Annotated in this window: 23 protein-coding genes; 14 read left to right on the top strand and 9 right to left on the bottom strand. The window is 69.1% G+C overall.

The features are described from left to right. Positions 1-12: 12 nt before the first annotated feature. Entirely contained in the window at positions 13-642 is a 630-nt protein-coding gene (locus H504_RS0123885; RefSeq protein ID WP_026424834.1) for an IclR family transcriptional regulator, read from the top strand. A gap of 3 nt (positions 643-645) precedes the next feature. On the opposite strand, the gene H504_RS0123880 is transcribed toward H504_RS0123885, so the two are convergent. After that, a complete protein-coding gene (locus H504_RS0123880) occupies positions 646-1,233 on the bottom strand; it encodes a TMEM165/GDT1 family protein (RefSeq protein WP_026424833.1) in 588 nt (195 codons plus the stop codon). Between the two features lie 198 nt (positions 1,234-1,431). Here H504_RS0123880 and H504_RS0123875 point away from each other — a divergent pair, with 198 nt between their 5' ends. The 4 genes from H504_RS0123875 to H504_RS0123860 all read left to right on the top strand — a co-directional run bounded on the left by H504_RS0123875 (position 1,432) and on the right by H504_RS0123860 (position 8,420). Then, entirely contained in the window at positions 1,432-2,910 is a 1,479-nt protein-coding gene (locus H504_RS0123875; protein WP_026424832.1) for a cytochrome ubiquinol oxidase subunit I, read from the top strand. Positions 2,911-2,919: 9 nt separating this feature from the next. Beyond that, complete coding sequence (cydB, locus tag H504_RS0123870) at positions 2,920-3,927, top strand: cytochrome d ubiquinol oxidase subunit II (protein WP_026424831.1); 1,008 nt, start codon at positions 2,920-2,922, stop codon at positions 3,925-3,927. Next, positions 3,924-7,064: a thiol reductant ABC exporter subunit CydD gene (gene cydD, locus H504_RS0123865; RefSeq protein ID WP_026424830.1), complete on the top strand. Its 3,141-nt coding sequence runs from the start codon at positions 3,924-3,926 to the stop codon at positions 7,062-7,064. The genes cydB and cydD overlap by 4 nt, the downstream gene beginning before the upstream one ends. A 231-nt stretch (positions 7,065-7,295) precedes the next feature. Continuing rightward, a complete protein-coding gene (locus H504_RS0123860) occupies positions 7,296-8,420 on the top strand; it encodes a GAF domain-containing sensor histidine kinase (protein WP_026424829.1) in 1,125 nt (374 codons plus the stop codon). A 10-nt stretch (positions 8,421-8,430) separates the two neighbouring features. Here H504_RS0123860 and H504_RS0123855 read toward each other — a convergent pair whose 3' ends face one another. From H504_RS0123855 to H504_RS0123845, 3 genes are all read right to left on the bottom strand, one after another. Beyond that, entirely contained in the window at positions 8,431-9,051 is a 621-nt protein-coding gene (locus tag H504_RS0123855; RefSeq protein WP_035305721.1) for a response regulator, read from the bottom strand. Positions 9,052-9,055: 4 nt separating this feature from the next. Then, a complete protein-coding gene (gene coaA / locus H504_RS0123850) occupies positions 9,056-9,985 on the bottom strand; it encodes a type I pantothenate kinase (protein ID WP_026424827.1) in 930 nt (309 codons plus the stop codon). A 127-nt stretch (positions 9,986-10,112) separates the two neighbouring features. After that, the gene (locus H504_RS0123845) at positions 10,113-10,706 is read right to left on the bottom strand and encodes a macro domain-containing protein (protein ID WP_051386202.1); all 594 of its coding nucleotides are present in this window, start codon (positions 10,704-10,706) and stop codon (positions 10,113-10,115) included. 120 nt (positions 10,707-10,826) lie between these two features. Here H504_RS0123845 and pheA point away from each other — a divergent pair, with 120 nt between their 5' ends. From pheA to H504_RS0123825, 4 genes are all read left to right on the top strand, one after another. Further along, positions 10,827-11,744, top strand: coding sequence for a prephenate dehydratase (pheA, locus tag H504_RS0123840; protein ID WP_035305718.1), 918 nt, complete (start codon positions 10,827-10,829; stop codon positions 11,742-11,744). Positions 11,745-11,755: 11 nt separating this feature from the next. Next, positions 11,756-12,349 (top strand): histidine phosphatase family protein, encoded by a 594-nt coding sequence (locus tag H504_RS0123835; protein WP_035305735.1) that lies wholly within the window; start codon positions 11,756-11,758, stop codon positions 12,347-12,349. 125 nt (positions 12,350-12,474) lie between these two features. Then, a complete protein-coding gene (locus tag H504_RS0123830) occupies positions 12,475-13,488 on the top strand; it encodes a daunorubicin resistance protein DrrA family ABC transporter ATP-binding protein (RefSeq protein ID WP_026424823.1) in 1,014 nt (337 codons plus the stop codon). Beyond that, positions 13,485-14,291, top strand: a complete 807-nt coding sequence (locus H504_RS0123825; RefSeq protein ID WP_026424822.1) for an ABC transporter permease — start codon at positions 13,485-13,487, stop codon at positions 14,289-14,291. The genes H504_RS0123830 and H504_RS0123825 overlap by 4 nt, the downstream gene beginning before the upstream one ends. Positions 14,292-14,330: 39 nt before the next feature. Here the strand turns inward: H504_RS0123825 and H504_RS36680 are convergent, their stop codons facing one another. Next, the gene (locus H504_RS36680; protein ID WP_245614434.1) at positions 14,331-15,614 is read right to left on the bottom strand and encodes an MFS transporter; all 1,284 of its coding nucleotides are present in this window, start codon (positions 15,612-15,614) and stop codon (positions 14,331-14,333) included. A gap of 360 nt (positions 15,615-15,974) precedes the next feature. Here H504_RS36680 and H504_RS0123815 point away from each other — a divergent pair, with 360 nt between their 5' ends. After that, a complete protein-coding gene (locus H504_RS0123815; protein WP_245614433.1) occupies positions 15,975-16,397 on the top strand; it encodes a DUF4232 domain-containing protein in 423 nt (140 codons plus the stop codon). A gap of 38 nt (positions 16,398-16,435) precedes the next feature. Here the strand turns inward: H504_RS0123815 and H504_RS40430 are convergent, their stop codons facing one another. Then, the gene (locus H504_RS40430; protein ID WP_084468107.1) at positions 16,436-16,594 is read right to left on the bottom strand and encodes a DUF397 domain-containing protein; all 159 of its coding nucleotides are present in this window, start codon (positions 16,592-16,594) and stop codon (positions 16,436-16,438) included. Further along, on the bottom strand, positions 16,578-17,492 hold the full coding sequence (locus tag H504_RS0123805) for a helix-turn-helix domain-containing protein (protein WP_035305715.1): 915 nt from the start codon (positions 17,490-17,492) through the stop codon (positions 16,578-16,580). The genes H504_RS40430 and H504_RS0123805 overlap by 17 nt, the downstream gene beginning before the upstream one ends. Positions 17,493-17,685: 193 nt before the next feature. On the opposite strand from H504_RS0123805, the gene H504_RS0123800 reads away from it, so the two are divergent. Beyond that, a complete protein-coding gene (locus H504_RS0123800) occupies positions 17,686-17,886 on the top strand; it encodes a hypothetical protein (RefSeq protein ID WP_026424819.1) in 201 nt (66 codons plus the stop codon). Between the two features lie 107 nt (positions 17,887-17,993). On the opposite strand, the gene H504_RS0123795 is transcribed toward H504_RS0123800, so the two are convergent. Next, positions 17,994-18,629, bottom strand: a complete 636-nt coding sequence (locus H504_RS0123795) for a response regulator (RefSeq protein WP_026424818.1) — start codon at positions 18,627-18,629, stop codon at positions 17,994-17,996. 531 nt (positions 18,630-19,160) lie between these two features. Beyond that, the gene (locus tag H504_RS43700) at positions 19,161-20,849 is read right to left on the bottom strand and encodes a sensor histidine kinase (protein ID WP_051386198.1); all 1,689 of its coding nucleotides are present in this window, start codon (positions 20,847-20,849) and stop codon (positions 19,161-19,163) included. Between the two features lie 199 nt (positions 20,850-21,048). Between H504_RS43700 and H504_RS41580 the strand changes: the two genes are divergently transcribed. Genes H504_RS41580 through H504_RS0123775 form a run of 3 tightly spaced genes read left to right on the top strand, consistent with a single transcriptional unit; the run spans position 21,049 to position 21,879 of the window. Continuing rightward, positions 21,049-21,192 (top strand): hypothetical protein, encoded by a 144-nt coding sequence (locus H504_RS41580; RefSeq protein WP_157440599.1) that lies wholly within the window; start codon positions 21,049-21,051, stop codon positions 21,190-21,192. A 10-nt stretch (positions 21,193-21,202) separates the two neighbouring features. Next, positions 21,203-21,544, top strand: coding sequence for a PASTA domain-containing protein (locus tag H504_RS42665; RefSeq protein WP_035305711.1), 342 nt, complete (start codon positions 21,203-21,205; stop codon positions 21,542-21,544). Then, positions 21,541-21,879, top strand: coding sequence for a nucleotide pyrophosphohydrolase (locus H504_RS0123775; RefSeq protein ID WP_026424817.1), 339 nt, complete (start codon positions 21,541-21,543; stop codon positions 21,877-21,879). The genes H504_RS42665 and H504_RS0123775 overlap by 4 nt, the downstream gene beginning before the upstream one ends. The last annotated feature ends 359 nt before the right edge of the window (positions 21,880-22,238 follow it).

Below are 22,238 nucleotides of genomic sequence, written 5' to 3'. Positions count from 1 at the left end.
CAGACGGTCCCGGTGGCCAAGGAGAGTTCCCTGACCCTCGACCGGGGGTTGGCGTTGTTGCAGGCGGTCGCCGACTCGGACACCGAGGCGCCGACGATAAGCGATCTGGCCGCCACGATCGGGGCGAGCCGGGCCGCCGTGTACCGGTTGCTGGTGCCGTTGCAGTCACGTGGCCTGGTGCGGCGCGAGGGGTCGAAGGTGCGGCTCGGTCTCGGTCTGCTCCAGTTGGCGGCGAAGGTCGCCCCGCAGTTGCGGGTGGCGGCGTTGCCCGCGTTGCGGGAGCTGGCCGAGGCCGTGGGCGCGACCGCGCACCTGACGGTGGCCGATGGCGATGAGGCGCAAGCGATCGCCGTGGTGGAGCCGTCTTGGACGACGTACCACGTCGCTTACCGCGTCGGCACGCGTCACCCGTTGCACAAGGGGGCCGCGGGTAAGGCCATCGCGCTGCGCACGCCGGAACCCGGCTGGGTCGGCACGATCGGTGAGCTGCAGCCCGGTGCGTACGGGATCGCGGCGCCGGTTCGTGGCGTGCCAGACCTCAGAGCGAGCGTTGGCGTGGTCACCTTCGAGCCGTTGGACGGTGCCCTTGTCGGCCCGAAGGTGGTCCATGCCGCCGCTCTTATCGCGGAATCCCTGCGGTAGCCCTTATCCGAAAATCGCTTCGTACGAGGCGAACAGCGCGAAGCCCGCGAACACCACGCCCGCGACGCGCTGGATCAGGTGCGGCTTGATCCGCTCGGCGATCTTGCGCCCCACCAGTACGGCGATCCCGGCGACGGCGACCAGCGCGATCCACGCGCCCAGCCCGACCCAGAACGGTTGCCCGTAGCGCGCGGTCAGACCCGCCGTGGCGATCTGCGACGCGTCACCCCATTCGGCGGCGAACAACACCCCGAACGAGGTCAGCACGACGCGCCAGAACGACACGGCGGGTGTGGTCGCCTCGGCCGCCCCGGCGTCCACGTCCTGCTTGGCGAAGCCCTCTTTGAGCAGCAGGAAGGCGCCGAGCGCGAACAGCACGGCGACCACGGTGGTGACCACCCGATCGGGAAGCAGGGTGAGCACGCCGCCGAAGGTCGCCGCGATCACGCACTGCACCGCGAAGGCGGCGCTCACCCCGACGAACACCGGCCACGCCCGGTAGCGGGTGGTCAGGATCAGGGTCGCCACCAGCGTCTTGTCCGGCAGTTCGACGGCGAGCACCAACAGCAGCGCGCTGCCGAAGGCGATCAGGGAAGTTCCCACGGTTGCACATCCTCCACGTCCAGGTCCGGACGGAGGAAGGCGAGTTCGCTCCGACCGGGCACAGTAACCCGCGCGGGTGGCGAACCGGACAACCTTCACTGTGTGTCCGCTCACGGGACCTACGTCCCGGGTGGACAGGACCCGCGAACCTGCCGTTTTCCCGTCGGTGGGGCGATTCTGTTCACCGTGGACGTAGTGGAGTTGGCCCGGTGGCAGTTCGGGATCACCACCGTGTACCACTTCCTGATGGTGCCGTTGACCATCGGGATGGCGGTGCTGGTCGCGGGGATGCAGACGGCGTGGGTGCGCACGGGGAACCCGAAGTACCTGCGGATGACCAAGTTCTGGGGCAAGGTGCTGCTGGTCAACTTCGCCATGGGCGTGGTGACCGGCATCGTGCAGGAGTTCCAGTTCGGCATGGCGTGGAGCGAGTACTCCCGCTTCGTCGGCGACGTGTTCGGCGCGCCGCTGGCGATGGAGGGCCTGGTCGCGTTCTTCGTCGAGTCCACCTTCCTGGGGTTGTGGATCTTCGGCTGGGACCGGCTGCCCCAGCGGGTGCACCTGGCCTGCGCGTGGGCGTTCAGCCTGGCGTCGATGGCGTCGGCGTACTTCATCCTGGCCGCGAACTCGTGGATGCAGCACCCGGTCGGGGTCACCCTGGTGGCGGGGAAGCCGCGGTTGACGTCGATCTGGGCGGTGCTGGGCAACAACACCGCGCTGGTCGCGATCCCGCACACGGTGACGGGGTGTTTCGCGGTCGCGGGCACGTTCCTGGTCGGTATCGGCGCGTGGCACCTGTGGCGCAAGCGGGACGCGGGCGACGAGGACCGGCCGGTGTGGCGGGCCTCGGTGAAGCTGGGTGGCTGGGTCGGCCTGGTCGCGTTCGCGGGCCTCTCGATCACCGGTGACATGCAGGGCAAGCTGATGTTCGAGCAGCAGCCGATGAAGATGGCCGCCGCCGAGGCCCTGTGCCACACCGAGCAGCCCGCGAGTTTCTCGATCTTCGCGGTGGGCGATGTCGGCCGGGCGGACTGCGAGAGCGTCAAGTCGATCACCGTGCCCGCGCTGCTGTCCTTCTTGGCGCACAACGACTTCTCGACCGAGGTGCGCGGTGTCGACGACCTGGTCCAGCAGTACCGGGACCGCTACGGCGCCAACTACCCGGTGGACGACCGACTGGGTGAACTGTCCGGCAAGCCGATCGACTACGTGCCCAACCTGCCGGTGACGTACTGGGGTTTCCGCCTGATGATCGGCTTCGGCGCGCTCGCCGCGCTCGGTGCCGCCGCCGTGCTGTGGTTCACCCGAGGTAGTCGGATCCCGCGCAGCAAATGGTTCCCGCGGTTGGCCCTGTTGGGCATCGCGACCCCGTTTCTGGCCAACAGCTTCGGCTGGATCTTCACCGAGATGGGGCGCCAGCCGTTCGTGGTGGTGCCCAACCCGACCGGTGTGGACGGTGTCTGGATGTTCACCGCGCAGGGTGTCTCCGGCCTGACCACCGGTGAGGTGTGGACGTCGCTGATCACGTTGACGTTGGTCTACGGCCTGCTCGCGGTCGTCGAGGTCTTCCTGCTGACCCGCTACGTCCGCGCGGGCGTCCCCGGGGTGATGCCGCCCGATCCCACCGATGACAAGCCCGCCGACCAGCTCGCTTTCGCCTACTAGGAGTCCATTGTGGAACTCGCGGACGTCTGGTTCTGCGTGATCGCCCTGCTCTGGCTGGGCTACCTGTTCCTGGAGGGCTTCGACTTCGGTGTCGGCATGGCCCTGCCGATCCTGGCCGACTCCGAGGCCGAACGCCGGGTCATGATCAACACGATCGGCCCGGTCTGGGACGGCAACGAGGTGTGGCTGCTGGTCGCGGGCGGCGCGACCTTCGCCGCCTTCCCCGGCTGGTACGCCGGTCTGTTCAGCGCCGCCTACCTGCCCCTGCTGCTGTTCGTCGTCGCGCTGATCGGCCGGGGTGTGGCGTTCGAGTACCGGGGCAAGGTCGACTCCGACCGCTGGCGTCGCACCTGGGACCGGATCATCACCACGGCATCGTGGATCGCCACCCTGGGCGTCGGCCTGGTGCTGTCCTGGAATGTCCTGGGCCTGCCGCTGGACCAGCACGGCAACCGCGTCGGCTTGCCGTTCGCCGCGATCAAGTGGGAGACCGTGCTGGGCGCGCTGGCCATCGCCGGGTTCGCCTTCGTGCACGGGCTGGTGTTCATCGCCTTGAAGACGGACGGTCCGTTGCGGGAGCGGGCGCGGCGGCTGGCCCTGCGGGTTGCCCCGGTCGCGTTGGTGCCGCTCGCCGCTTTGCTGCTGGTCGTGCAGTTCCGGTCGGGCTCGGGGTGGACGTGGGCGCCGCTCGTGCTCGTCCTGGTGGCGGCCGCCGTCGCGTTGTGGCGGTTGGCGGCGGTTCGCGAAGGGCAGGCGTTCGCGGCCCTGGGGGTCGCGGTGGCCGCGTCGGTGGTGACGCTGTTCGGCTCGCTCTACCCGGACGTCTTGCCGTCCACTGTGGACAGCTCGTTCTCGTTGACCGTGGCCGCGACCGCGTCCAGCCACTACACGCTGCAGGTGATGAGCTGGGTCGCGCTGTTCGGCACCCCGGCCGTGCTGGTCTACCAGGGCTGGACGTACTGGGTGTTCCGCAGGCGCATCGCCACCCACCACCTGCCGCCGGTGCACGTCCCATGATCTCGTCCGGGCGAACTCGACCCGCCAGTCGACCCGGGCGTGGCCCGCTCGGCGCGTTGCCGGGGTTGTCCCCGTCGGCGCGCCGAGCACTGGCCCTCTGTGGCCTGTTGTCGCTGCTCAACGCGGTCGCGCTGGTGGTCCAGGCGTGGGCGCTGGCCACCGTGTTGACATCGTTTCACCTGGTCGGTGTGCTGGCCGGGGCTGTCGTGGCCCGGTCGCTGCTCGGCTGGGCCACCTCCGTCGTCGCCGCGCGCGCGGCCGCCGGGGCGAAGGAGGAACTGCGCGCGATCACGCTGGACCGGGCGTTGGCGCAAGGTCCCGAGTGGATTTCCGCGCGCGGCCCCGGCGAACTGACCGCGTTGGCCACTCGCGGCCTCGACGCTCTTGACGCCTACTTCGGCACTTACCTCCCCGCGTTGGTGACAGCGGCAGTCGCACCTCTCACGGTAGGCGCGGCAATCTTGTTCACTGACTGGCCTTCTGCGGTCGTGGTAGCGCTGACGGTGCCTCTTATCCCGGTGTTCGCCATAGTCATCGGGCGGTATACCGAGGACCGGGTGGGGCCCGCAGCGGCCGCGACCGAGCGGTTGTCGGGAAACCTGTTGGAGTTGGTGCGCGCTTTGCCTGTCCTGACGGCGTTTCGGCGCGCGTCAGCTCAAGCCGAGGCGGTGCAGTCGGTGTCCGATGCGCACCGTCGCGGCACTCTGCGCGTACTGCGTGTCGCGTTCTCTTCGGCCTTCGCGCTGGAGTTGGTGGCGACCTTGTCCGTGGCTCTTGTCGCTGTCGTCATCGGTATGCGGCTTGTCGCCGGTGACCTCACCTTGGTCGTGGGCTTGTTCGTGCTGATCGTGGTGCCCGAGTGCTACCTGCCACTACGTGCCGCCGGAGCCGCCCACCACGCGAGCGAAGACGGCCTGGAGGCAGTTCGCCGGGTCGCCGAGATCCCCGCCGCGCCGACCAACGGCGGTGTTGCCGTCTCCGACTTCCGCGAGCTGCGCATCGAGGGCCTTCGTGTTCACCGCCGCGACCACTACGCCCCGGACGACTTGTCATTGGTCGTTCGCCCCGGCGAGATCGTCCGCCTGGATTCACCCAGCGGTACCGGTAAGAGCACCGCCTTCGGCGTCCTGTTGGGATTCGTTCCCTTCGAAGGCTCCGTCCTCATCGACAACGTGCCTCTTACCGAAGTAGATATGTCGACTTGGCGCCACATCGTCACCTGGGTCCCGCAACATCCCACCTTCGGCGAGACCACCGTCGCCGATGAGGTCGACAGCGTCGCCCTGGCCGCCGAACTCGGCATCGCCCACCTGCTCGACCGCCGCATCGTCGAACTCTCGGAAGGCGAACGCCAACGCGTGGCCCTGCTCCGCGCCCTGTCCCGCCCCGGCACCCGCCTCCTCCTGCTCGACGAGCCCACGTCCCACCTGGACCCGACCACCGCCGCCCGGGTCATGGTCGCCATCGAACGCGCCGCCTCCCTCGGCGTCGCCGTGATCCTCTCCACCCACCGCGCCGTCGCCGCCGCTGAGGTCCCGCTCCCCGAGCGCGCCCCCGTGTCCGTCACCGACGAGCCGGTCGAACCGTCGCGCGGTCTGCGTGGCTTGATCACCGGCCGGATGCTGGCAGGCGCCGCGCTCGGCTCATCGGCCCTGGTCAGCGGCGTGGTCTTGGCCGCCCTGTCGGCCTGGTTGATCGCCAAAGCCGCCCAGCAGCCGCCGATCCTGACCCTGTCGGTCGCCGTCGTCGGTGTCCGCGCCTTCGGCCTGGCCCGCGCCGCCCTGCGCTACGCCGAGCGGCTGGCCGTCCACGATGCCGTCTTCCGCACCGCCACTGACCTGCGCGTCCGCCTCTGGCAAGCCCTCGTCCGCCTCGGCCCCGCTCGCTCGCTGGGCCTGCGCGGCGGTGAAGGTCTCCGCCGCTTCGTCGACGACGTCGACACTGTCCGCGACCTCACTCCTCGGGTTCTCGTGCCGCCACTGGTCGCCATCGGTGCCTGCGTGGCCGCCATCGTCATCCAGACCATGGTTCACCCCGCCGCCGGTCTCGTCCTGGCTGCTGCTGTCGTGATCGCCTGCCTCGGCGCTCCCGTCGTCTCGCTGCTCGCCGAACGCCACGCCACCGCCGCCCTGTCCAACGGCCGCCGCGCCGTCTCCGCCCGCGTCCTGACCCTGCTGACCTCAGCCGCCGACCTCATCGCCTTCGGCAGGCACACCCGCCACCGCGCCGCCTTGGCCGAGGCCGACGCCGCCCTGGCCACCCGCGCCCGCCGCCAGGCCTTCGGCGCCGGCGCCGGACAGGCGCTGATCACCCTCACCCTCGGCGCCGCCACCGTGCTCAGCGTCGTCGTCTCCCGATCCCTCGACCCGGTCCTGATCCCTATCGTCGCGTTGATTCCCTTGTCCCTGGCGGAGGTCTTGGCCCTCTTGCCCCCTGCAGTCACCAACCTCGCCGCGCTAAGTGCCGCCTATGCCCGAATCGCCGCCCTGGAAAACGCCCCCGCCACGGTCAGCGCGTGGACCCCCAGCGACACCGTCGACCTGATCGACGTGACAACCCGGTGGCCCGGTACGACCCAGCCCGCCCTGCACGGGGTGAACCTCCGTCTTACCCCCGGCACCCACACTGCCGTTGTCGGCCCTTCCGGCTCCGGCAAGTCCACGCTTGTGGCTCTGCTACTGGGTTTCCTCAACGCCGACGAGGGTTCGGTGTCCCGCCCACCCACCGTCGCCTGGTGCCCCCAAGACCCGATGCTCGTCTCCACCAGCGTCCGCGAGAACCTGCGCCTGGCGTCTCCGCACGCCACCGACCCCGAACTCGCGGCCGCCCTCGCCCAAGCCGGTCTCCCCGTCTTCGACCTCGACGCCCGAGCTACGGCGGTCTCCGGCGGCGAAGCCCAACGCATCGCCCTGGCCCGCGCCCTCCTCGCCGACGCCCCCTTGATCCTCCTCGACGAACCCACCGCCCACCTGGACACCGCCACGGCGGACGAGGTCCTGTCCACCCTCCGCACCACCTTCGCCGGACGCACGGTCGTGCACATCACCCACCGCCCGGAAGAAGCGGCACAGGCGGACTTGGTGGTGGAGGTGGTCGACGGAACCGTGCGCCCGCTCGCTGTGGTGGGTGGGCCGTGAGGCCCTGGTCTTCGCCGCCCGGCGGGTTGTCTGCGGCCGCGTTCGAGCAGGGCGCGGGGCGGGTCGACGCGGCTCGCGCGCCGGTGGCCTCTGCGTGCCTGCTCCGGCTGGGTCGGATGTCGCCCACGGCCATTGCTGCTGATTCGGATCTTCCCGGTGATCCGCCGGGTGGCAGCCGTCCAGCGGACCGGCGCTGCCGGTGTCTCGTGAGGGCATAACCTGGTGCTGCCCATGGACCCCACCCTCGCCGCGCGGACTCTTACCGCGTCCACCGAGATCGCCACGGCGGCACTGTCCGGTCAGGACCCGGATACGGTGCTGCACCTCGTTGTGCGCGCGGCCGCCGAGCTCGCCGAGGCTGACCTGGGCCTGGTTATGACCGGCTCCGACGATGGCTCCCTCACCGTGGAGGCCGCCCACGGCGCTCGGGGTACGGACCCCGTCGGGCTCGTCTTGTCGCCGCGTTCATCGGCTGCCCGTGTCGCCCGTGGCGGTGTGCCGATCGTCGCTGATGACGTCACGACGGACCCGCGCACATCCCCTTACGTCCCGCGCGAACTCAGCACCTACGGCCCGTTCGCCGCTGCCCCCTTCGGTACGCGCGAGTCACGGCTGGGCGCGCTCACCGTCTACCGCCGTCGCGGCGCCAAGCCGTTCACCAACGGCACCGTCGAGGTCCTGACCGCCTTCGCCGCCCAAGCCGGTCTTGTGCTCGTCCTCGCCGAGGGCCGCAACGCCCGCGAACGCGTTGGCCTGTACGAGGAACGCGAACGCATCGCCCGCGACCTGCACGACGTCATCATCCAGCGCCTCTACGCGGCCGGTATGCAACTCGACCTCTTGTCCCGCCGCCCCACGCGCAAGCTCGCCAAGCCCGACGCCACCCGCCTCGCCGACGCCGTCGACCAGCTCGACGCTGCCATCGCCGACGTCCGCGCCGTCGTCCGCGCGCTCCGCAACCCCGACCCCGAGCCCGCCGCCGACCTGGCCGACTCGGTCCGCGCCGAGGTCGCCACCGCCCGCGAACTCCTCGGCTTCGACCCCACCTTCGAACTGACCGGCGACCTGTCCGACGTCCCCCCACACATCGCCGACCACACCCGCGCCGCCCTCCGCGAGTCCCTCTCCAACATCGTCCGCCACGCAGGCGCCCTCCGCGTCGCCGTCCACCTCCGCCGCCACGGCCCCACCCTCCGCCTCACCGTCGCCGACGACGGCTGCGGCATCCCCCAGGGCGTCACCCAACGCGGCCTCAAAAACCTCCACGAACGCGCCGACCAGGCAGGCGGCCACTGCACCGTCCGCTCATCCCCCCGCAGCGGTACCACCGTCACCTGGGAAGTCCCGATCACCTGACAAGCACTGACTATCGGCGGCGGGCGAACCAGGCGATGGCCTGGGTGCGGCGTTCCATGCCGAGCTTGGCCAGCACCGACGTCACGTGGTTTTTCACGGTCTTCTCCGCGAGGAACAGCCGTTCGGCGATCTCGCGGTTGGACATGCCCTCGCCGACGAGGGTCAGCACCTCGCGTTCGCGCTCGGTCAGACCCGCCAGCTCGTCGGGTTGGGCGCTGCGGCGCATGCGGTCCAGCACCCGGGCGGTGGTCACCGGGTCCAGCAGTGACCGTCCGGCGGCGACTTCGCGCACGGCTGTCACCAGGTCCTGGCCCCGCACCTGTTTGAGCAGGTACCCCGCCGCCCCCGCCATGATCGCCTCGACCAGGGCGGCCTCGTCGTCGAAGGCGGTCAGGACCAGGCAGGCCGGGCCGGAGCGTTCCCGCAGTGACCGGCACAGCGACACGCCGTCCCCGTCGGGCAACCGCACGTCCACCACCGCCACGTCGAACGTGCAGGACGACGTCAGCGCCAGGGCTTCGCCGACGCCGCCCGCCTGCCCGGTGACCTCGATGTCCGGTTCGCCGTCCAGCAGGTCGCGCAGCCCGCGCCGGACCACCTCGTGGTCGTCGACGAGCAGCACGCGGATCATGGCGTCACAGCTTACGGAGCCGTACCCGGGTGGTCCGGTGGTCGGCGCCCTTGCGCAGCACCAGGGTCGCCCGGGGCCGGGTGGGCAGGATGTTGTTCGCCAGGTTCGGCTCGTTGATCGTCTTCCACAGCCGGGTGGCCTCGGCGACCGCGTCGTCGTCGGTCAGCGCGGCGAAGTGGTGGAAGTGCGACGACGGGTCCGCGAACGCCGTCCCGCGCAGCGCCAGGAACCGCGAGACGTACCAGCGTTCGATGTCGTCGGTGTGCGCGTCCACGTAGATCGAGAAGTCGAACAGGTCGGACACCGCCAGCCGGGCGGCGGGCTGCAGCACGTTCAGGCCCTCGACGATGAGGATGTCCGGTCGCCGGACCACCTGTTCCTCGCCGGGCACGATGTCGTACGCCAGGTGCGAGTACACCGGCGCCCGCACGTCCGGCGCCCCCGCCTTCACCTCCGACACGAACCGCAACAACGCGCGGCGGTCGTAGCTCTCCGGGAACCCCTTCCGGCTCATCAGGCCACGCCGGACCAACTCTGCCTGCGGGAACAGGAACCCGTCCGTGGTCACCAGGTCCACGTGCGGGTGATCCGGCCACCGGGCCAGCAGCAGCCGCAGCAGCCGGGCCGTGGTCGACTTCCCGACCGCGACGCTGCCCGCGATGCCGATCACGAACGGGACCTTCGCGGGCCGGTCCTCGCCGAGGAACTGCACGGTCGCGCTGTAGAGCTGCTGCCGGGCCGCCACCTGCAGGGAGATCAACCGCGACAGCGGCAGGTAGACGTCGACCACCTCGTCCAGGTCCACCGGGTCGCCGAGGCCGCGCAGCGCGACCAGTTCGTCGAAGGTCAGCGGCAGTGGGGTGGACTCGCGCAGCTCGCGCCACTGTTCGCGGCGCAGCTCCACGTACGGGCTCAGCTCACGCACCCGTGCCATCTCGGGCTCCCTCGCGCCGGAATGGGTGTACGGGAGTCAACGTAGGTGGTCTACCCACCTTCGCGCTGTGACCGACTGCACCGATAGGGGGACTACAGGTGTGGCGCACATGACGTCGCCGCGAACATCAGGTCCGTGCCACACTGCCCGGCTCGAACACCGCGTCCCAGGCGGCGGCGATCTGCCTCGCGCACACCTCCGGCGGGACCCCGCTGACGCCGGTGCCGAGGCCGGGCATCGCGATGGTGTGCACCGACTGCCGCACCGGCACGCCGTCGTCGAGCAGTCCCGCGGACCACAGCCGGAACACGGCCCTGGCCGCCAGGTAGGGGTTGACGGTCTCCGCTGCCAAGTACTCGAACGGTTCGCGGGTCGTGGGCGCCGCGATCAGCCACGCGGGCCGCGCGATGTACGTGGGCACGATCAGCGCCTCACCGATCGGCATCTCGCCGCCGTAAGAGCCGAGAATGGCGCTGCGCACCCGCTGCTCGATGGACGGGAACGCCTCGGTGTACGTGGCGTCCACGCCCTCGCGTAGCCACCCGTACGCGTTGGCGGGTGAGACGACCGCGTCCGCCGAGACTTCCAACACCGATCCACGGTGGACGTGGATCTGCGGCCTGCCCTCGGCCGTGCTCGCCCAAGCCTCGGCTTGCGGCTCGCTCTCCGCGCACAGGACGAGTTCGAGCATGCCGGACCCGCGACGGGTCGCCGCCGCCATGCCGGTTTCCGAATCCGCGGTCACGGTTCCAGCATGGCATCTTGGGGACACCCGGGGTAACCGCCGTTTGGCAACCGCCACATCTCCACCCGGCTGATGGTCCTGCGTAGGGTGGTCCGCGTGCCGACCACCGCGTACTTCGGACCCAGGGGAACATTCACCGAACAGGCCGCGAAAGCGCTTGCGCCGGGGAGCGACTTCGTGCCGCTGCCCACCATTCCGGCCGCGGTCGGCGCGGTGCGGTCCGGCGACGCCCAGTTGGCCTGCGTGCCGATCGAGAACTCGGTCGAGGGCGCCGTCTCGGCCGCCATGGACACCCTCGCCGCGGACGCCCCGCCGGTGGTCGCGCTGGCCGAGTACCTGCTGCCGATCCGGTTCTCCATCCTGGTCCGGCCGGGGTTGAAAGCGGCGGACGTGCGGTCCATCGCGAGTCACCCGCACGCGTTGGCGCAGGTCGAGCGCTGGATCCAGGAGACCATGCCGAACGCGGCCCGCCGGGTCGCCGCCTCGACGGCCGGTGCCGCGGTGGGGGTCCAGTCCGGCGAGTTCGACGCCGCTGTGACCGCTCCCGTCGCCGCCGACCACTACCCGCTGGACGTTCTCGCGACCGACGTCGCCGACGAGCGCGACGCGATTACCCGCTTCCTGCTGCTGGCCCGCCCGGAGGAATTGCCCGCGCCGACAGGAGCTGACCGGACGTCGGTGATAGTGGTTGTTTCCCACCGACCAGGTGAACTTGCTTTCGTACTCACCGAGTTGGCCATGCGCGGTATAAACCTGACCCGCATCGAGTCGCGCCCGCTGCGGAACCGTTTCGGCGAATACCGGTTTTACCTGGATTTCGACGGTCACATCGCCGAGCCGCGCGTGGCCGAGGCCCTTGCCGCTGTCCGGCGCCGGAGCCAGCGGGTCCTGTTCCTGGGCTCTTACCCCAAGGCGGAGGGGTCGGTGGCGGAGGTGTCCGCGCCGAACCGCGAAGAGGACTACCTGGACTCCACCCGGTGGGTCGAGGCGGTGCTGCGTGGTGAGGAGCCGTGACCGCGCGGTTAATGCTGATCCGCCACGGTGAGACCCCGTCGAACGTGAAGCACGCGCTCGACTCGCGCCCGCCGGGTCCGTCCCTGACCGAGATGGGCCACCGCCAGGCCCAGGCCCTCGCCGACCGGCTGGCGGACGAGCAGGTGATCGCGGTCTACGCCAGCATCGCGACCCGCGCGCAAGAGACCGCTGAGCCAGTCGCGAAGAGGCATGGTCTCAACGTCGATGTGGTCGAGGGCCTGCACGAGGTCCAGGCCGGTGACCTTGAGGGCCGTTCTGACGAAGAGGCGCTAAGAGGTTTCGGTGAGGTCTACATGCGTTGGACGCAGGGAGATCTCGCCGCCACCATGCCGGGCGGGGAGACGGGCGAGGAGATCCGCGAGCGCTACCTGGCCACGTTGGAGCGAATCTGCCGGTCCCACAGCCACGGCCTGGTGGTTGTGGTCAGTCATGGTGGGATCATCCGCCTGGCTGCGGAGTGGCTGGCCGACAACATCGGCGCCCAGGTGGCGAACGCGAAACTCCTGCCCAACACCGGGCATGTGCTGCTGGAACAGCGGCCGTCGGGTTGGCACTGTCTGGAGTGGACCGGAATCGAGGTCTGACCTGCTCGAGTTGTCGCCAGCGGGTACCCGGAGGAAAGTCCGGTTGGCGTAAATCGGGGAAAGTTGTCGGTCCTCGGGGCTACTCTGCGCCGCGTACCTCATTCGGACTATGTCAGGGAGGGCTCATGCCCCCGCCCGCGTCCTCGATCGCCGTGCGCGCGGAAGCGTTGGTCAAGACCTTCGGGTCGACCCGCGCCCTCGACGGTGTCGACCTGGAGATCCCCGCCGGGACGGTGCTGGGCCTGCTCGGGCCCAACGGCGCCGGTAAGACGACCACCGTTCGCATCCTCACCACTCTGCTCAAACCCGACTCCGGCCGCGCGTTCGTCGCCGGTCACGACGTTGTCGCGGACCCGGACGCGGTCCGCCGCTCGATCGGACTGTCCGGCCAGTACGCCGCGGTCGACGAGCACCTCACCGGCTACGAGAACCTGTACATGGTCGGCAGGCTCTACGGGATGAGCCGGTCCGCCGCGTCCAGCCGGGCGCGGGAGCTGATCAGCCGGTTCCGCCTGAACGACGCCGGTGACCGCCCGGCCAAGACGTACTCCGGCGGTATGCGCCGCAGGCTCGACCTGGCGGGCGCGCTGGTCGCGGAGCCCGCCGTGGTGGTGCTCGACGAGCCCACCACCGGTCTGGACCCGCGCGGCCGGATGGACACCTGGGACGTCATCGGCGAGTTGGTCGCCGACGGCACCACGGTGTTGTTGACCACGCAGTACCTGGAGGAGGCCGACCAGCTCGCGAACAAGATCCTGGTGATCGACCACGGCAAGGTCATCGCGGCGGGCACCGCCGACGAGTTGAAGGCCCAGGTCGGCGGTGAGCGGCTGGAGATCGTGGTCGTCGAGCAGACCGAGTTGGCCACCACCGCCCGGGTGCTGGCCGAGGTCGGTTCGGACGAGCCGGTCACCGAGGACCTGCAGCGCCGCGTCCAGGTGAAGGTCGACACCGGCCCGAAGGCCCTGGTGGAGGCGCTGCGCAGGTTGGACCAGGAGGGCGTCAGCGTGTTGGACGTCGCCCTGCACCGCCCCACCCTCGACGACGTGTTCCTCGCGTTGACCGGCCACGTGGCCGAGGAGGCGCAGCAGGCGGACGAGAAGAAGAAGGCCAAGGGCAGGAAGGCGAAGACCCAGTGAGCGTCATCTCGGCGGGCACCCGCGACAGCGGCGTGGTGACCTGGCGCAACTTGATGAACGTGCGCCGCCAGCCGGACCTGCTGCTCGGCGCCACGCTGCAGCCGATCATGTTCGTGCTGCTGTTCTCGTTCGTGTTCGCCAACAGCATCGGCGACGACCCGAGCGCCTACCGCGAGTTCCTGATGGGCGGCATCTTCGCCCAGACGGTCGCGTTCAACTCGGCGTACACCACCATCGGCATGGCCGCCGACCTGGAGAAGGGTGTGATTGACAGGTTCCGGTCGCTGCCGATGACCAGGGCGGCGGTGTTGGTCGGCCGCACGGCGTCGGACCTGGCGGTCAGCGCGATCGGCCTGCTGGTGATGTCGATCTGCGGTCTGCTCGTGGGGTGGCGGATCCGGGGCAGTTTCATCGACGCGATCGGCGCGTACCTGATGTTGCTGCTGTTCTCGTTCGCCATGTCGTGGATCGGCGCGTGGATCGGGTTGGTGTCCGGCAGCGTGCAGGTCGCGCAGAGCGCCGGGTTCATCTGGATGTTCCCGGTCACGTTCATCTCGTCGGCGTTCGTGTCGGCGTCGAGCATGCCCGGCCCGCTCAAGGCGGTCGCCGAGTGGAACCCGGTCACCGCGATCGCGGATGCCGCTCGAAGTCTGTTCGGCAACGCCCGACCGGGTGTGTTGGGCCAGTCGGACGCTTGGCCCGCGCACCACTCGGTGCTCTACGCCCTGGTGTCCTCGCTAGCCGTGCTGGTGATCTTCGCGCCGCTGGCGGTCGCCAAGTACCGCAAGGTCGCGAGCAAGTAGGTGCTGTGGCGGGGCGGCCCTGCTGGGGTCGTCCCGCCGTCAGGCCCCGGCCGTGGCCGGGCTCTCGCCGGATAACGGTTGCTGGATGGGTTCCGGCGCGGTGTCCTCGGTGTCCCCGGTGTTGTTGAGGCTGTCCACCTCGGACTCGTGCCGGGCCAGCACCACCCACATGACACCGGCCAGGCCGAGTTGCAGCGCGCCGGAGATGATGAACACGGCTCGCGTGCTCAGCCAGTCGGCGATGAGTCCGCCGAGCAGCGCGCCAACCGGGATCGCGCCCCAGACGGCCGTCCGCCACACCCCGAGGACCCGCCCGAACAGGTGCTCGGGGATCAACGCGTGCCGCAGCGCCCCGATGATCACGTTGACCACGACCACCCCCGCCGCGAACACCCCGAAGAGGACTCCGGCGGTCACCGGTTCGTAGACCACGCCCATCACGCCGAACGCCAGCGCGCACGCGGTGACGGAGAAGGTCAGGACGGCTCGGCGGGAGAAGGCCCTGGTCAGCCGTGGTGCGACGGCCGCCCCGAGTAGGCCGCCCGCCCCGCCGATCAGCGCGAACACGCCGAAGGTGGCTTCGCTGAGGCTGAGGTCTTGGAGTGCGTAGAGGACGAGCAGGGCCTGCGCGAGTTCCGAGGTCAGCGCGATCCCGGCCGCGAAGATCACGAGTTGGATCATGAGTGGTCGCTGCTTGACCCAGCTCAGTCCCTCGGCCAGTTGGGTGCGCAGCTTGGGTGCCGGTCCGGTGACCTTCGGCCGGTACGACCCGCGCAGCGCCAGCAGGAAGATGGCCGCGATCGCGAACCCGACGGAGTTCAGCAGGAACGGCAGCGCGGCGAAGGCCGCGAAGGTGAGGCTGCCCAGTGGTCCACCGAGGAAGGTCTGCCCGACGATTTCTGCAGATTGCAATTTGCCGTTTGCAGATTCCAGTCCGGCGCGGTCGACGACGGCCGGGATGAGCGCTTGCGCGGCGCTGTCCGCGATGGTCTCGATCGTGCCGATCAGCAGCGCGGCGACGTAGAGCAGCCAGATCGACGTGGCGTGGAAGACGACGAGCACGGTCAGCCCGCCGACGATGACCGCCCGGGAGGTGTTGGCGAGCAGCATCGCCCGCCGCCGGTCGACCCGGTCCACCAGGGCTCCGCTGACCAGCGCGAACAGCAGCCAGGGGAGGAAGGCGGTGGCGGACAGTCCCGCGATGAGGACGGGGTCCCGGGTGAGGCTGGCGCCGAGCAGGGGGATGGCGACCTTGCCGATTCCGTCACCGAGGTTGGAGGTGGCGCTGGACCCGAGCAGCCACGTCAGTCGTCGGTCTTTCACACCGCCCTCCTGATCGTGACGGGTAATCGTACCGACGAGGTGTCCGCCATACCGAGACGCTACTGTCCGGTTCCCGCGAGCAGTTACCCCCGAATGGGCGGCAATTGTTCCCAGCGGGTAGCGGAGCGTGTGAAGCCGATCCGGGTGGCGGACAGTGGGAAACTGGCTCATTGTGGAGTGATGAGGTGGGTAGCCAACGGTAAGGCGGTTCTGGCGGTCGCGGCGGTCGGTGCGCTGGTTGTCGCGTGTGGTGGGCAGAAATCCGACCAATCGGTCGCCCAGTTGCCCACGGCGTCACCGACAGTGTCGTCGACCCCGACCACCAGTGCGGTTGAGCCTTCGTCGGAACCCAGCGATCCGGTGTCCACGGACGACTGCAAGGTGGGCGAGTTGAAGCTGTCCGTCAAGGACGGTGACGCGGCGGCCGGGACGGTGTACCGGAAGTTGGTCTTCACGAACTCGGGTTCGCGGACGTGCGTGATCCAGGGCTTCCCGGGCGTGTCGTACGTGGCGGGGGATGACGGGCATCAGGTCGGTCCGGCCGCGTATCGGGTGGGGACGAAGGGCGCGGCGGTGAAGCTGGCTCCGGGGGCGGCGGCTTCGGCGGATGTGGGGTTCGTGAACGTGCAGAACTTTGATCCGGCGGAGTGCCAGCCGACGGAGGTGCGGGGGATCAGGGTCTATCCGCCGCACGACACGGGGTCGGGGTTTGTGGCACTGCCGGGGACGGGGTGTGCGAAGACGCCGCCGGGGAACCAGTTGACGGTGAAGACGGTGGTGTGAGGGGGGTGGGGTCGCGGAGCGACCCCACCCGAACCCGCTCACATGGAGTCGAGAAAAGCCTGCCACTGGCTGCGGTTGAACCTAAGCGCCGGCCCATTCCCCTGCTTGCTGTCGCGAGCGAGAACTGTGTGGACATCGCCGAAGGCGATCTCCACACAGTTGGCCTTGCCGTTGCTGCGGCTACTCTTCCGCCACATCAGGTCGACTGGCCTCATGGGTGAACTCCTTCTGTATCTGCTGAACGAGGCGCATACTATCCTGTTCGCTCAGTGCCGCATTCCAGATGCTCTCAAAAGCTGCGTCGTAGTGCTCCACCTCGAGGGGTTTGTCGAGAAACAACTCGCCAACAAGATTTTCGGAATACACCACCGGTGGTTCGCCCTCTCGGGTCCCGTTGTCCGGGAATCGCAGGATGACGAACGGGCCGGACAGCAAGCCAAGGTGCATGCCTTGCGCGAACGGGACAACACGCAGCGAGACTGTATCCAGCCGGGCCATCTCTGCCAAGTGGGTTAGTTGCCGAGCCATGACGTCCGGGCCACCAACCGGCGTGCGGAGGATGCCTTCGTTGAGAGCCAAGCGAATCGTAGGCCGAGCGCTCACCCTGGTGAGCAGCGCGCTGCGCGCTGCGCGCAATTCGACGCTTCGCTCCACCTGTTCGGGTGGTGGCGTCGGCACATGGTGCTGAATTAGCACACGTGCGTAGTCGCTGATCTGAAACAGGCCCGGCACGAGGTCCTTCTCGTACCACTGCATCGACGAAGCGACCTCTTCCAGGCCGATGTAGAGCCCGAAACCGTCGGGAATGACATTGCCGTAAGCGCTGTGCCACCACCCTTGTTCCTTCGTCTTCTTCGACAGACCCATGAGATATTCGGTCACCTCGGCGGAGGCGCCGTACACCCTGCACATCGCCTCGGTGTCGAGGCTCCGCATGGCCGTGTGGCCGTTCTCGATGCGCCAGATTTTTGTCTCGGACCACTCCAGTGCCTTCGCAGCGGACTTCACTGTAAGCCGAGCGCGTCCACGAAGATCGCGCAGGTGCCTGCCTAGTTGCCTGCGCGGCACTGTCGAACCCGTCGTTGCCTCGTGCACCTGCCTGCCCCTCCACATTCCAAGAGTCTTTCGTTCGGTCTGAAAGTCTCTAGATGCGCAGCGTGCAATACAACGACTTTGCCATGGCCTATACGGGTGAAAAACCCAGGTGAAAGCTTGCGCAGCGTGCCCCCATGGCGTTGCATCGCAGTGCACACATTCTGTGCCAACCCTCTCTCTGGAAGGTCACGCTATGCACACGGCTGCGTTCAGCATGAACACCTGGGCCAAGGTCGAGGACGGGTGCGAGATCAGCTACGCACCCGACGGCCCCGCCGCCATGTCCCTCTACTTCGGCGGCCGCATGGAGGGCTTCGAGCTGGTCCTCACCAAAGACAGCCTCACCCGCCTCGCCGCCGTCGTCGCCGAGGCGACCGGCAAGCTCGCCGCCTAGCCGCCGCCCCCGTATCCACACCACCCGCAGTTGTCCACCGGCGCTCCTCTGGTCCCCCGGACCGCCGTCGACCTGCTCTAGGCTGGATTCGGGGGCTGCTCAGGGGCTCAGTCGGCCATCAGCCCCGTCCGCCACGCCCACGCGGCGATCTCGACCCGGTTGCGGGCACCGATCTTGGCCTGCACGGCGGCCAGGTGCGTCTTCACCGTCGACAGCGACAGGAACAGTTCCGTCCCGATCTCGGTGTTGGTCAGACCCCTGGCCGCCGCCCGCACCACCTCCGTCTCCCGTTCGGTCAACGGATTCGGCGCCGAAGCCGGTGCGGCAAAGTGCTTCAACAACCGAACCGTAATCTGCGGCGACACCAACGCATCCCCCCGCGCCGCCGCCCGCACCGCCTCCATCAACAACGCAGGCCCCGCATCCTTCAACAAGAACCCACTAGCCCCGTTCGTCAGGGCTTGGTGAACGTACTCATCCAAATCAAACGTAGTGACCACCACCACCTTCAACGGATCAGCAACATCAGGCCCCGCCAGGGTCTTGGTAACCGCCAACCCATCCATGCCCGGCATCCGGATATCGAGCAGACACACATCCGGTCGCAGTTCCCGAGCCCGCGCAACCGCATCCACCCCATCCGCCACATCCGCCACCACCTCCATGTCCTCCTGGGTCTGCAAGATCATCCGGAACCCAGCCCGAACCATCTCCTGATCATCGGCGATCAACACCCGAATCACTGCTCTCTCCATTCACCCAGGCCCACAACCCACCCCGCCCCGGCCGTCAACCCGCCACCAAGAAGGTCGACCCGCTCACACGCGCCCACCACCCCGTCCGCCCGCAGCCCCCAAGCCCACACGACCGCGCCCACCCCGTTCGGCGACGACCGATCCGAAACCCGGCCCGGACCATCTCTTGGTCGTCGGCGATCCGCACTCATATCACTGGTTTCTCCGTTGACGCAGGGTCACAACCCACCTCGACCCCGGCCCCGGCCGTGAACCTGCCCCGAGAAGGTCGATCCGCTCACGCATGCCCACCAACATCTCCGGCCGGAGATCGTGTGCCCGCGCGACTGCGTCCACCCCATCCGCGACGACCTCCATGTCGTCCTGGGTCTGCCAAGAAGGTCGGCCCGCTCGCAGGTGCCCACCAACCCGTTCGGCCGCAGCTCCCGAGCCCGCACAACCCCGTCCGCCACCTCGCCGACCGACCGAATCGAACCCCAGCCCGAACCCCCTCTCGGTCGTCGCCGATCAGTACCCGAATCACTGGTCTCTCCGTTCACGCAGGGGAAATCCGGCGTCCACAACCCACCCCGAGCCCACACCAGGCCCGGCCGTGAACCTGCCCCCGAGAAGGTCGATCCGCTCGCGCATGCCCACCAGACCGTATCCGCCCGAACCACCGGCTGGCCGCACCTCCGCAGCCGGGGCATCATCCGCCACCCGCAGCCGCAATTCGTCACCGGCGACCCCGATGTCGATCTTCACCGTCTCCGCGGCGCGGGCGTGCTTGCCGACGTTCGTCAACGCTTCCTGCACGATCCGCAGCACCGTCCGCCCGGCTTCCGGCGGCAGCGACGGCGGTAGGTCCACGCTCAGCTCGATCTTGGGGCCGGGGAACTTGCTGGTGAGCATCCGCACGTCATTGGCCAAATCCACCGTCGCCTGCCCCTCGGCGCCTGCCACCGGGGCGCCACGCATGCTGCCCACCAGCATCCGCATCGCGGACAACGCGTCCGTCCCCGCTTCCTCGATCCGCTCCAAGGCGTCCACCGCAGCCTGCGGGTTCGTCTCGCCGACCAACCGCGCCGCCTGGGCGGCGACAACAATCCCCGTCACGTGGTGGGCCACCACATCGTGCAGCTCCCGCGCCAACGCCATCCGCTCCGCCTGCTGCGCGCCGGTGATCGCCACCCGCACCGTCTGGTTGCGCTCGCGGTCGCGGGACCGGAAGTACTGCCCGGTCGCCATCGCCACCACCAGCAGGAACGCCGAGACCAGCAGGAACTCCCAGTTCACCGTCCCCGTCTCGGCCCCGGTGACCACCGTCAGCACGTCCGCGCCGACCACCGCCGCCACCCCGAGCCCCGCCTGGGTGCGATCCGCATACCGAACGAGGTACGCCACCAACGCCATGTGCGCCGCCGCAATACTTGTCGGCACCGGAAAGCGTGAATACCAACCGAGCAGCAGCCCGAACGGGGGAAACGCCAACGTCGAACTCACCGTCAGCACCGCCGCGCTGACCGCGTACCGGGCCGGAGCTGTCGGCCCGAGGACCGCGCACGTGGCCGTGGCCACCATCAACAAACCCGCCAACGGCGCGTAAAACAGGCCCCGGAGCCCCCCCGAACTCGTCTGGTCCACCAGGATCAGCACCACCAGCGCACCCGCGAGCGGCCACTGCCGCCGGATGAGACTCGCGAGGCTCCCCGAGGCCCCACGATCGTCATGCGCCCGGATGGCCACCCCGACCACACACCCCCCGAGCACCACGACCGCGCCGCTCAACAGCGACAACGCGAGCCCACGCGCACTCTCCTCGACCCCGTAGGTCGGGTAGAACTGCCGCACCCCGCTCGCCATCACCCCGGCGACCGCCACGACCACCACCAGGTTGACGGCCGTGTACCTCGGCGTGAGCCACACCGCCACCGCCACCAGCGCCCCGACCGCCACCGACTCCGACAGCATCAGGTTCTGCACGCCGAAATCGCTGTACACCGCTTGGCTCGACAACCGGATCAGCACCGAGACCGCGACCAGCCAGGCCGACCCCCCGACCACCCCCAGCACCGGCCGGGCGAGCGCCAGGAGCACGAACCCCAGCAGCGGCACCGGCGCGAACACCACGGCCCCGTCGTGCCGGACGAGGTGGAGCACCAGGTCGAACAGGTACGCCAGCCCCAACAGCCCGGCCAGCCATCGCCGCGCGGGCACCAGCAGCTCCATGGTCCGAGAAGGTAACCGCTACCCCAGGTTGATCGCTTCAGCCGACCGGCGCGCGGGCATCAGCCGATCGGCCAGTCCCCTCCGGGTAAACCCCGACCACCCGACCGGCCCAGCTCGCCCTCCAGGACGATTCGCGCCCACACCCCGCCGGGTCAAGCTGGTGACCAGCGAAAACGTGTGAACCCCGGAGGTGGTTGGAATGGTGATGGCGATCTTGATCTGGGTAGGAGTTGTGCTCGCCTTCGTGCTCCTGCTGGTCATGGCCCTCGGCCCCGCGATCGTCGAACTCGACGCCCGCCACCAGTCCCGCCGCCGCGCTGGCGCCCCCGACCACGATCGTTGATCATGGTGGGGTGACGACCCGCGCGCTCACCGCCGTCCTCGTCCTGTTCGCCGTAGCCGCCTGCGGCCCCAACGACACGAAGATCCCCGAGCCGCCCACCCTCGCCCCACCCAGCGCCTCCGTCCGATCCCTGCCGATTCCCAACGTCGTCGGCATGGACCACCAAGACGCGCAGGACACCCTGCAAAAGGCCGGTTTCTACTACTTGACCGAGGAAGACGCCACCGGCAAGGGCCGACAACTCATCATCGACCACAACTGGGTCGTCGTGGAACAGGTCCCGCCAGCGGGCAAAGTGGTCCCACAATCGGACAAGATCCTGCTCCGCTCCAAGAAGAAAACGGACCCGTGACCCTCGAAGCCCTCACCGCCCGCCAACGCGCCTTCTCCGAAGCCCGCGCCTGGGGCCCCTTCCACACCCCCAAGAACCTCGTCATGGCCCTCACCGGCGAAGTCGGCGAACTCACCGAACTCTTCCAGTGGCTCACCCCCACCGAAGCCGAGTCCGCCACCGCCGACCCCGCCACCCGCGCCCGCGTCGAAGACGAACTAGCCGACGTCCTCCTCTACCTAGTCCGCCTGGCCGACGTCCTCAACGTCGACCTCCTGGCCGCCGCCAACGCCAAAATCGACCGCAACGAACACCGCTTCCCCACCGACATCGGCAAAGCCGCCTTGGAGAAGTAACCACCGTCACCCGCCAACCGGTTCTCGGCGCCCCTGTGCACGACCACCGTGTCCCGCCAGCACGGCTACGCCCACCTCTCCGCCACGCCCCCCGCCCGATCGTGCCCCCGCCGAACCCGCCACCCCCCACCCCACAAGCCTCAAACCCCGCCGACCCACACAACCAACCAGCACCGCGCGCCTCGAAACCCCACCCCATATCGACGAAGCCCCACACCCGCCCCGCGCGCCTCGGAACCCGCCGATCCCAACCGCCCGCTGGGGTGGAGTTGTTTTGTTTGGGGGAGGCGGTGGCCTAAGCCGGCCGGCGGGTAAGGCCACGCTTTCCAGTGGCCCCGCCTTTTAGCCTTACCCAGGCC

The sequence above is a fragment of the Actinokineospora inagensis DSM 44258 genome (assembly GCF_000482865.1).
In the GTDB taxonomy this organism is placed as follows: Bacteria; Actinomycetota; Actinomycetes; order Mycobacteriales; family Pseudonocardiaceae; genus Actinokineospora; species Actinokineospora inagensis.
This window is presented reverse-complemented; position numbering and strand designations above follow the sequence as displayed.

What these genes read in the sequence shown, in the direction of transcription:
- H504_RS0123835 (WP_035305735.1), top strand. Translation starts at nt 11,756, where the DNA reads ATGCTGATCCGCCACGGTGAGACCCCGTCGAACGTGAAGCACGCGCTC.
- H504_RS0123800 (WP_026424819.1), top strand. Translation starts at nt 17,686, where the DNA reads ATGCACACGGCTGCGTTCAGCATGAACACCTGGGCCAAGGTCGAGGAC.
- H504_RS0123855 (WP_035305721.1), bottom strand. Translation starts at nt 9,051, where the DNA reads ATGATCCGCGTGCTGCTCGTCGACGACCACGAGGTGGTCCGGCGCGGG.
- H504_RS41580 (WP_157440599.1), top strand. Translation starts at nt 21,049, where the DNA reads ATGGTGATGGCGATCTTGATCTGGGTAGGAGTTGTGCTCGCCTTCGTG.
- H504_RS0123830 (WP_026424823.1), top strand. Translation starts at nt 12,475, where the DNA reads ATGCCCCCGCCCGCGTCCTCGATCGCCGTGCGCGCGGAAGCGTTGGTC.
- H504_RS43700 (WP_051386198.1), bottom strand. Translation starts at nt 20,849, where the DNA reads ATGGAGCTGCTGGTGCCCGCGCGGCGATGGCTGGCCGGGCTGTTGGGG.
- coaA (WP_026424827.1), bottom strand. Translation starts at nt 9,985, where the DNA reads ATGGCACGGGTGCGTGAGCTGAGCCCGTACGTGGAGCTGCGCCGCGAA.
- cydD (WP_026424830.1), top strand. Translation starts at nt 3,924, where the DNA reads ATGATCTCGTCCGGGCGAACTCGACCCGCCAGTCGACCCGGGCGTGGC.
- H504_RS0123845 (WP_051386202.1), bottom strand. Translation starts at nt 10,706, where the DNA reads ATGGCGGCGGCGACCCGTCGCGGGTCCGGCATGCTCGAACTCGTCCTG.
- H504_RS0123860 (WP_026424829.1), top strand. Translation starts at nt 7,296, where the DNA reads ATGGACCCCACCCTCGCCGCGCGGACTCTTACCGCGTCCACCGAGATC.
- H504_RS40430 (WP_084468107.1), bottom strand. Translation starts at nt 16,594, where the DNA reads ATGTGGCGGAAGAGTAGCCGCAGCAACGGCAAGGCCAACTGTGTGGAG.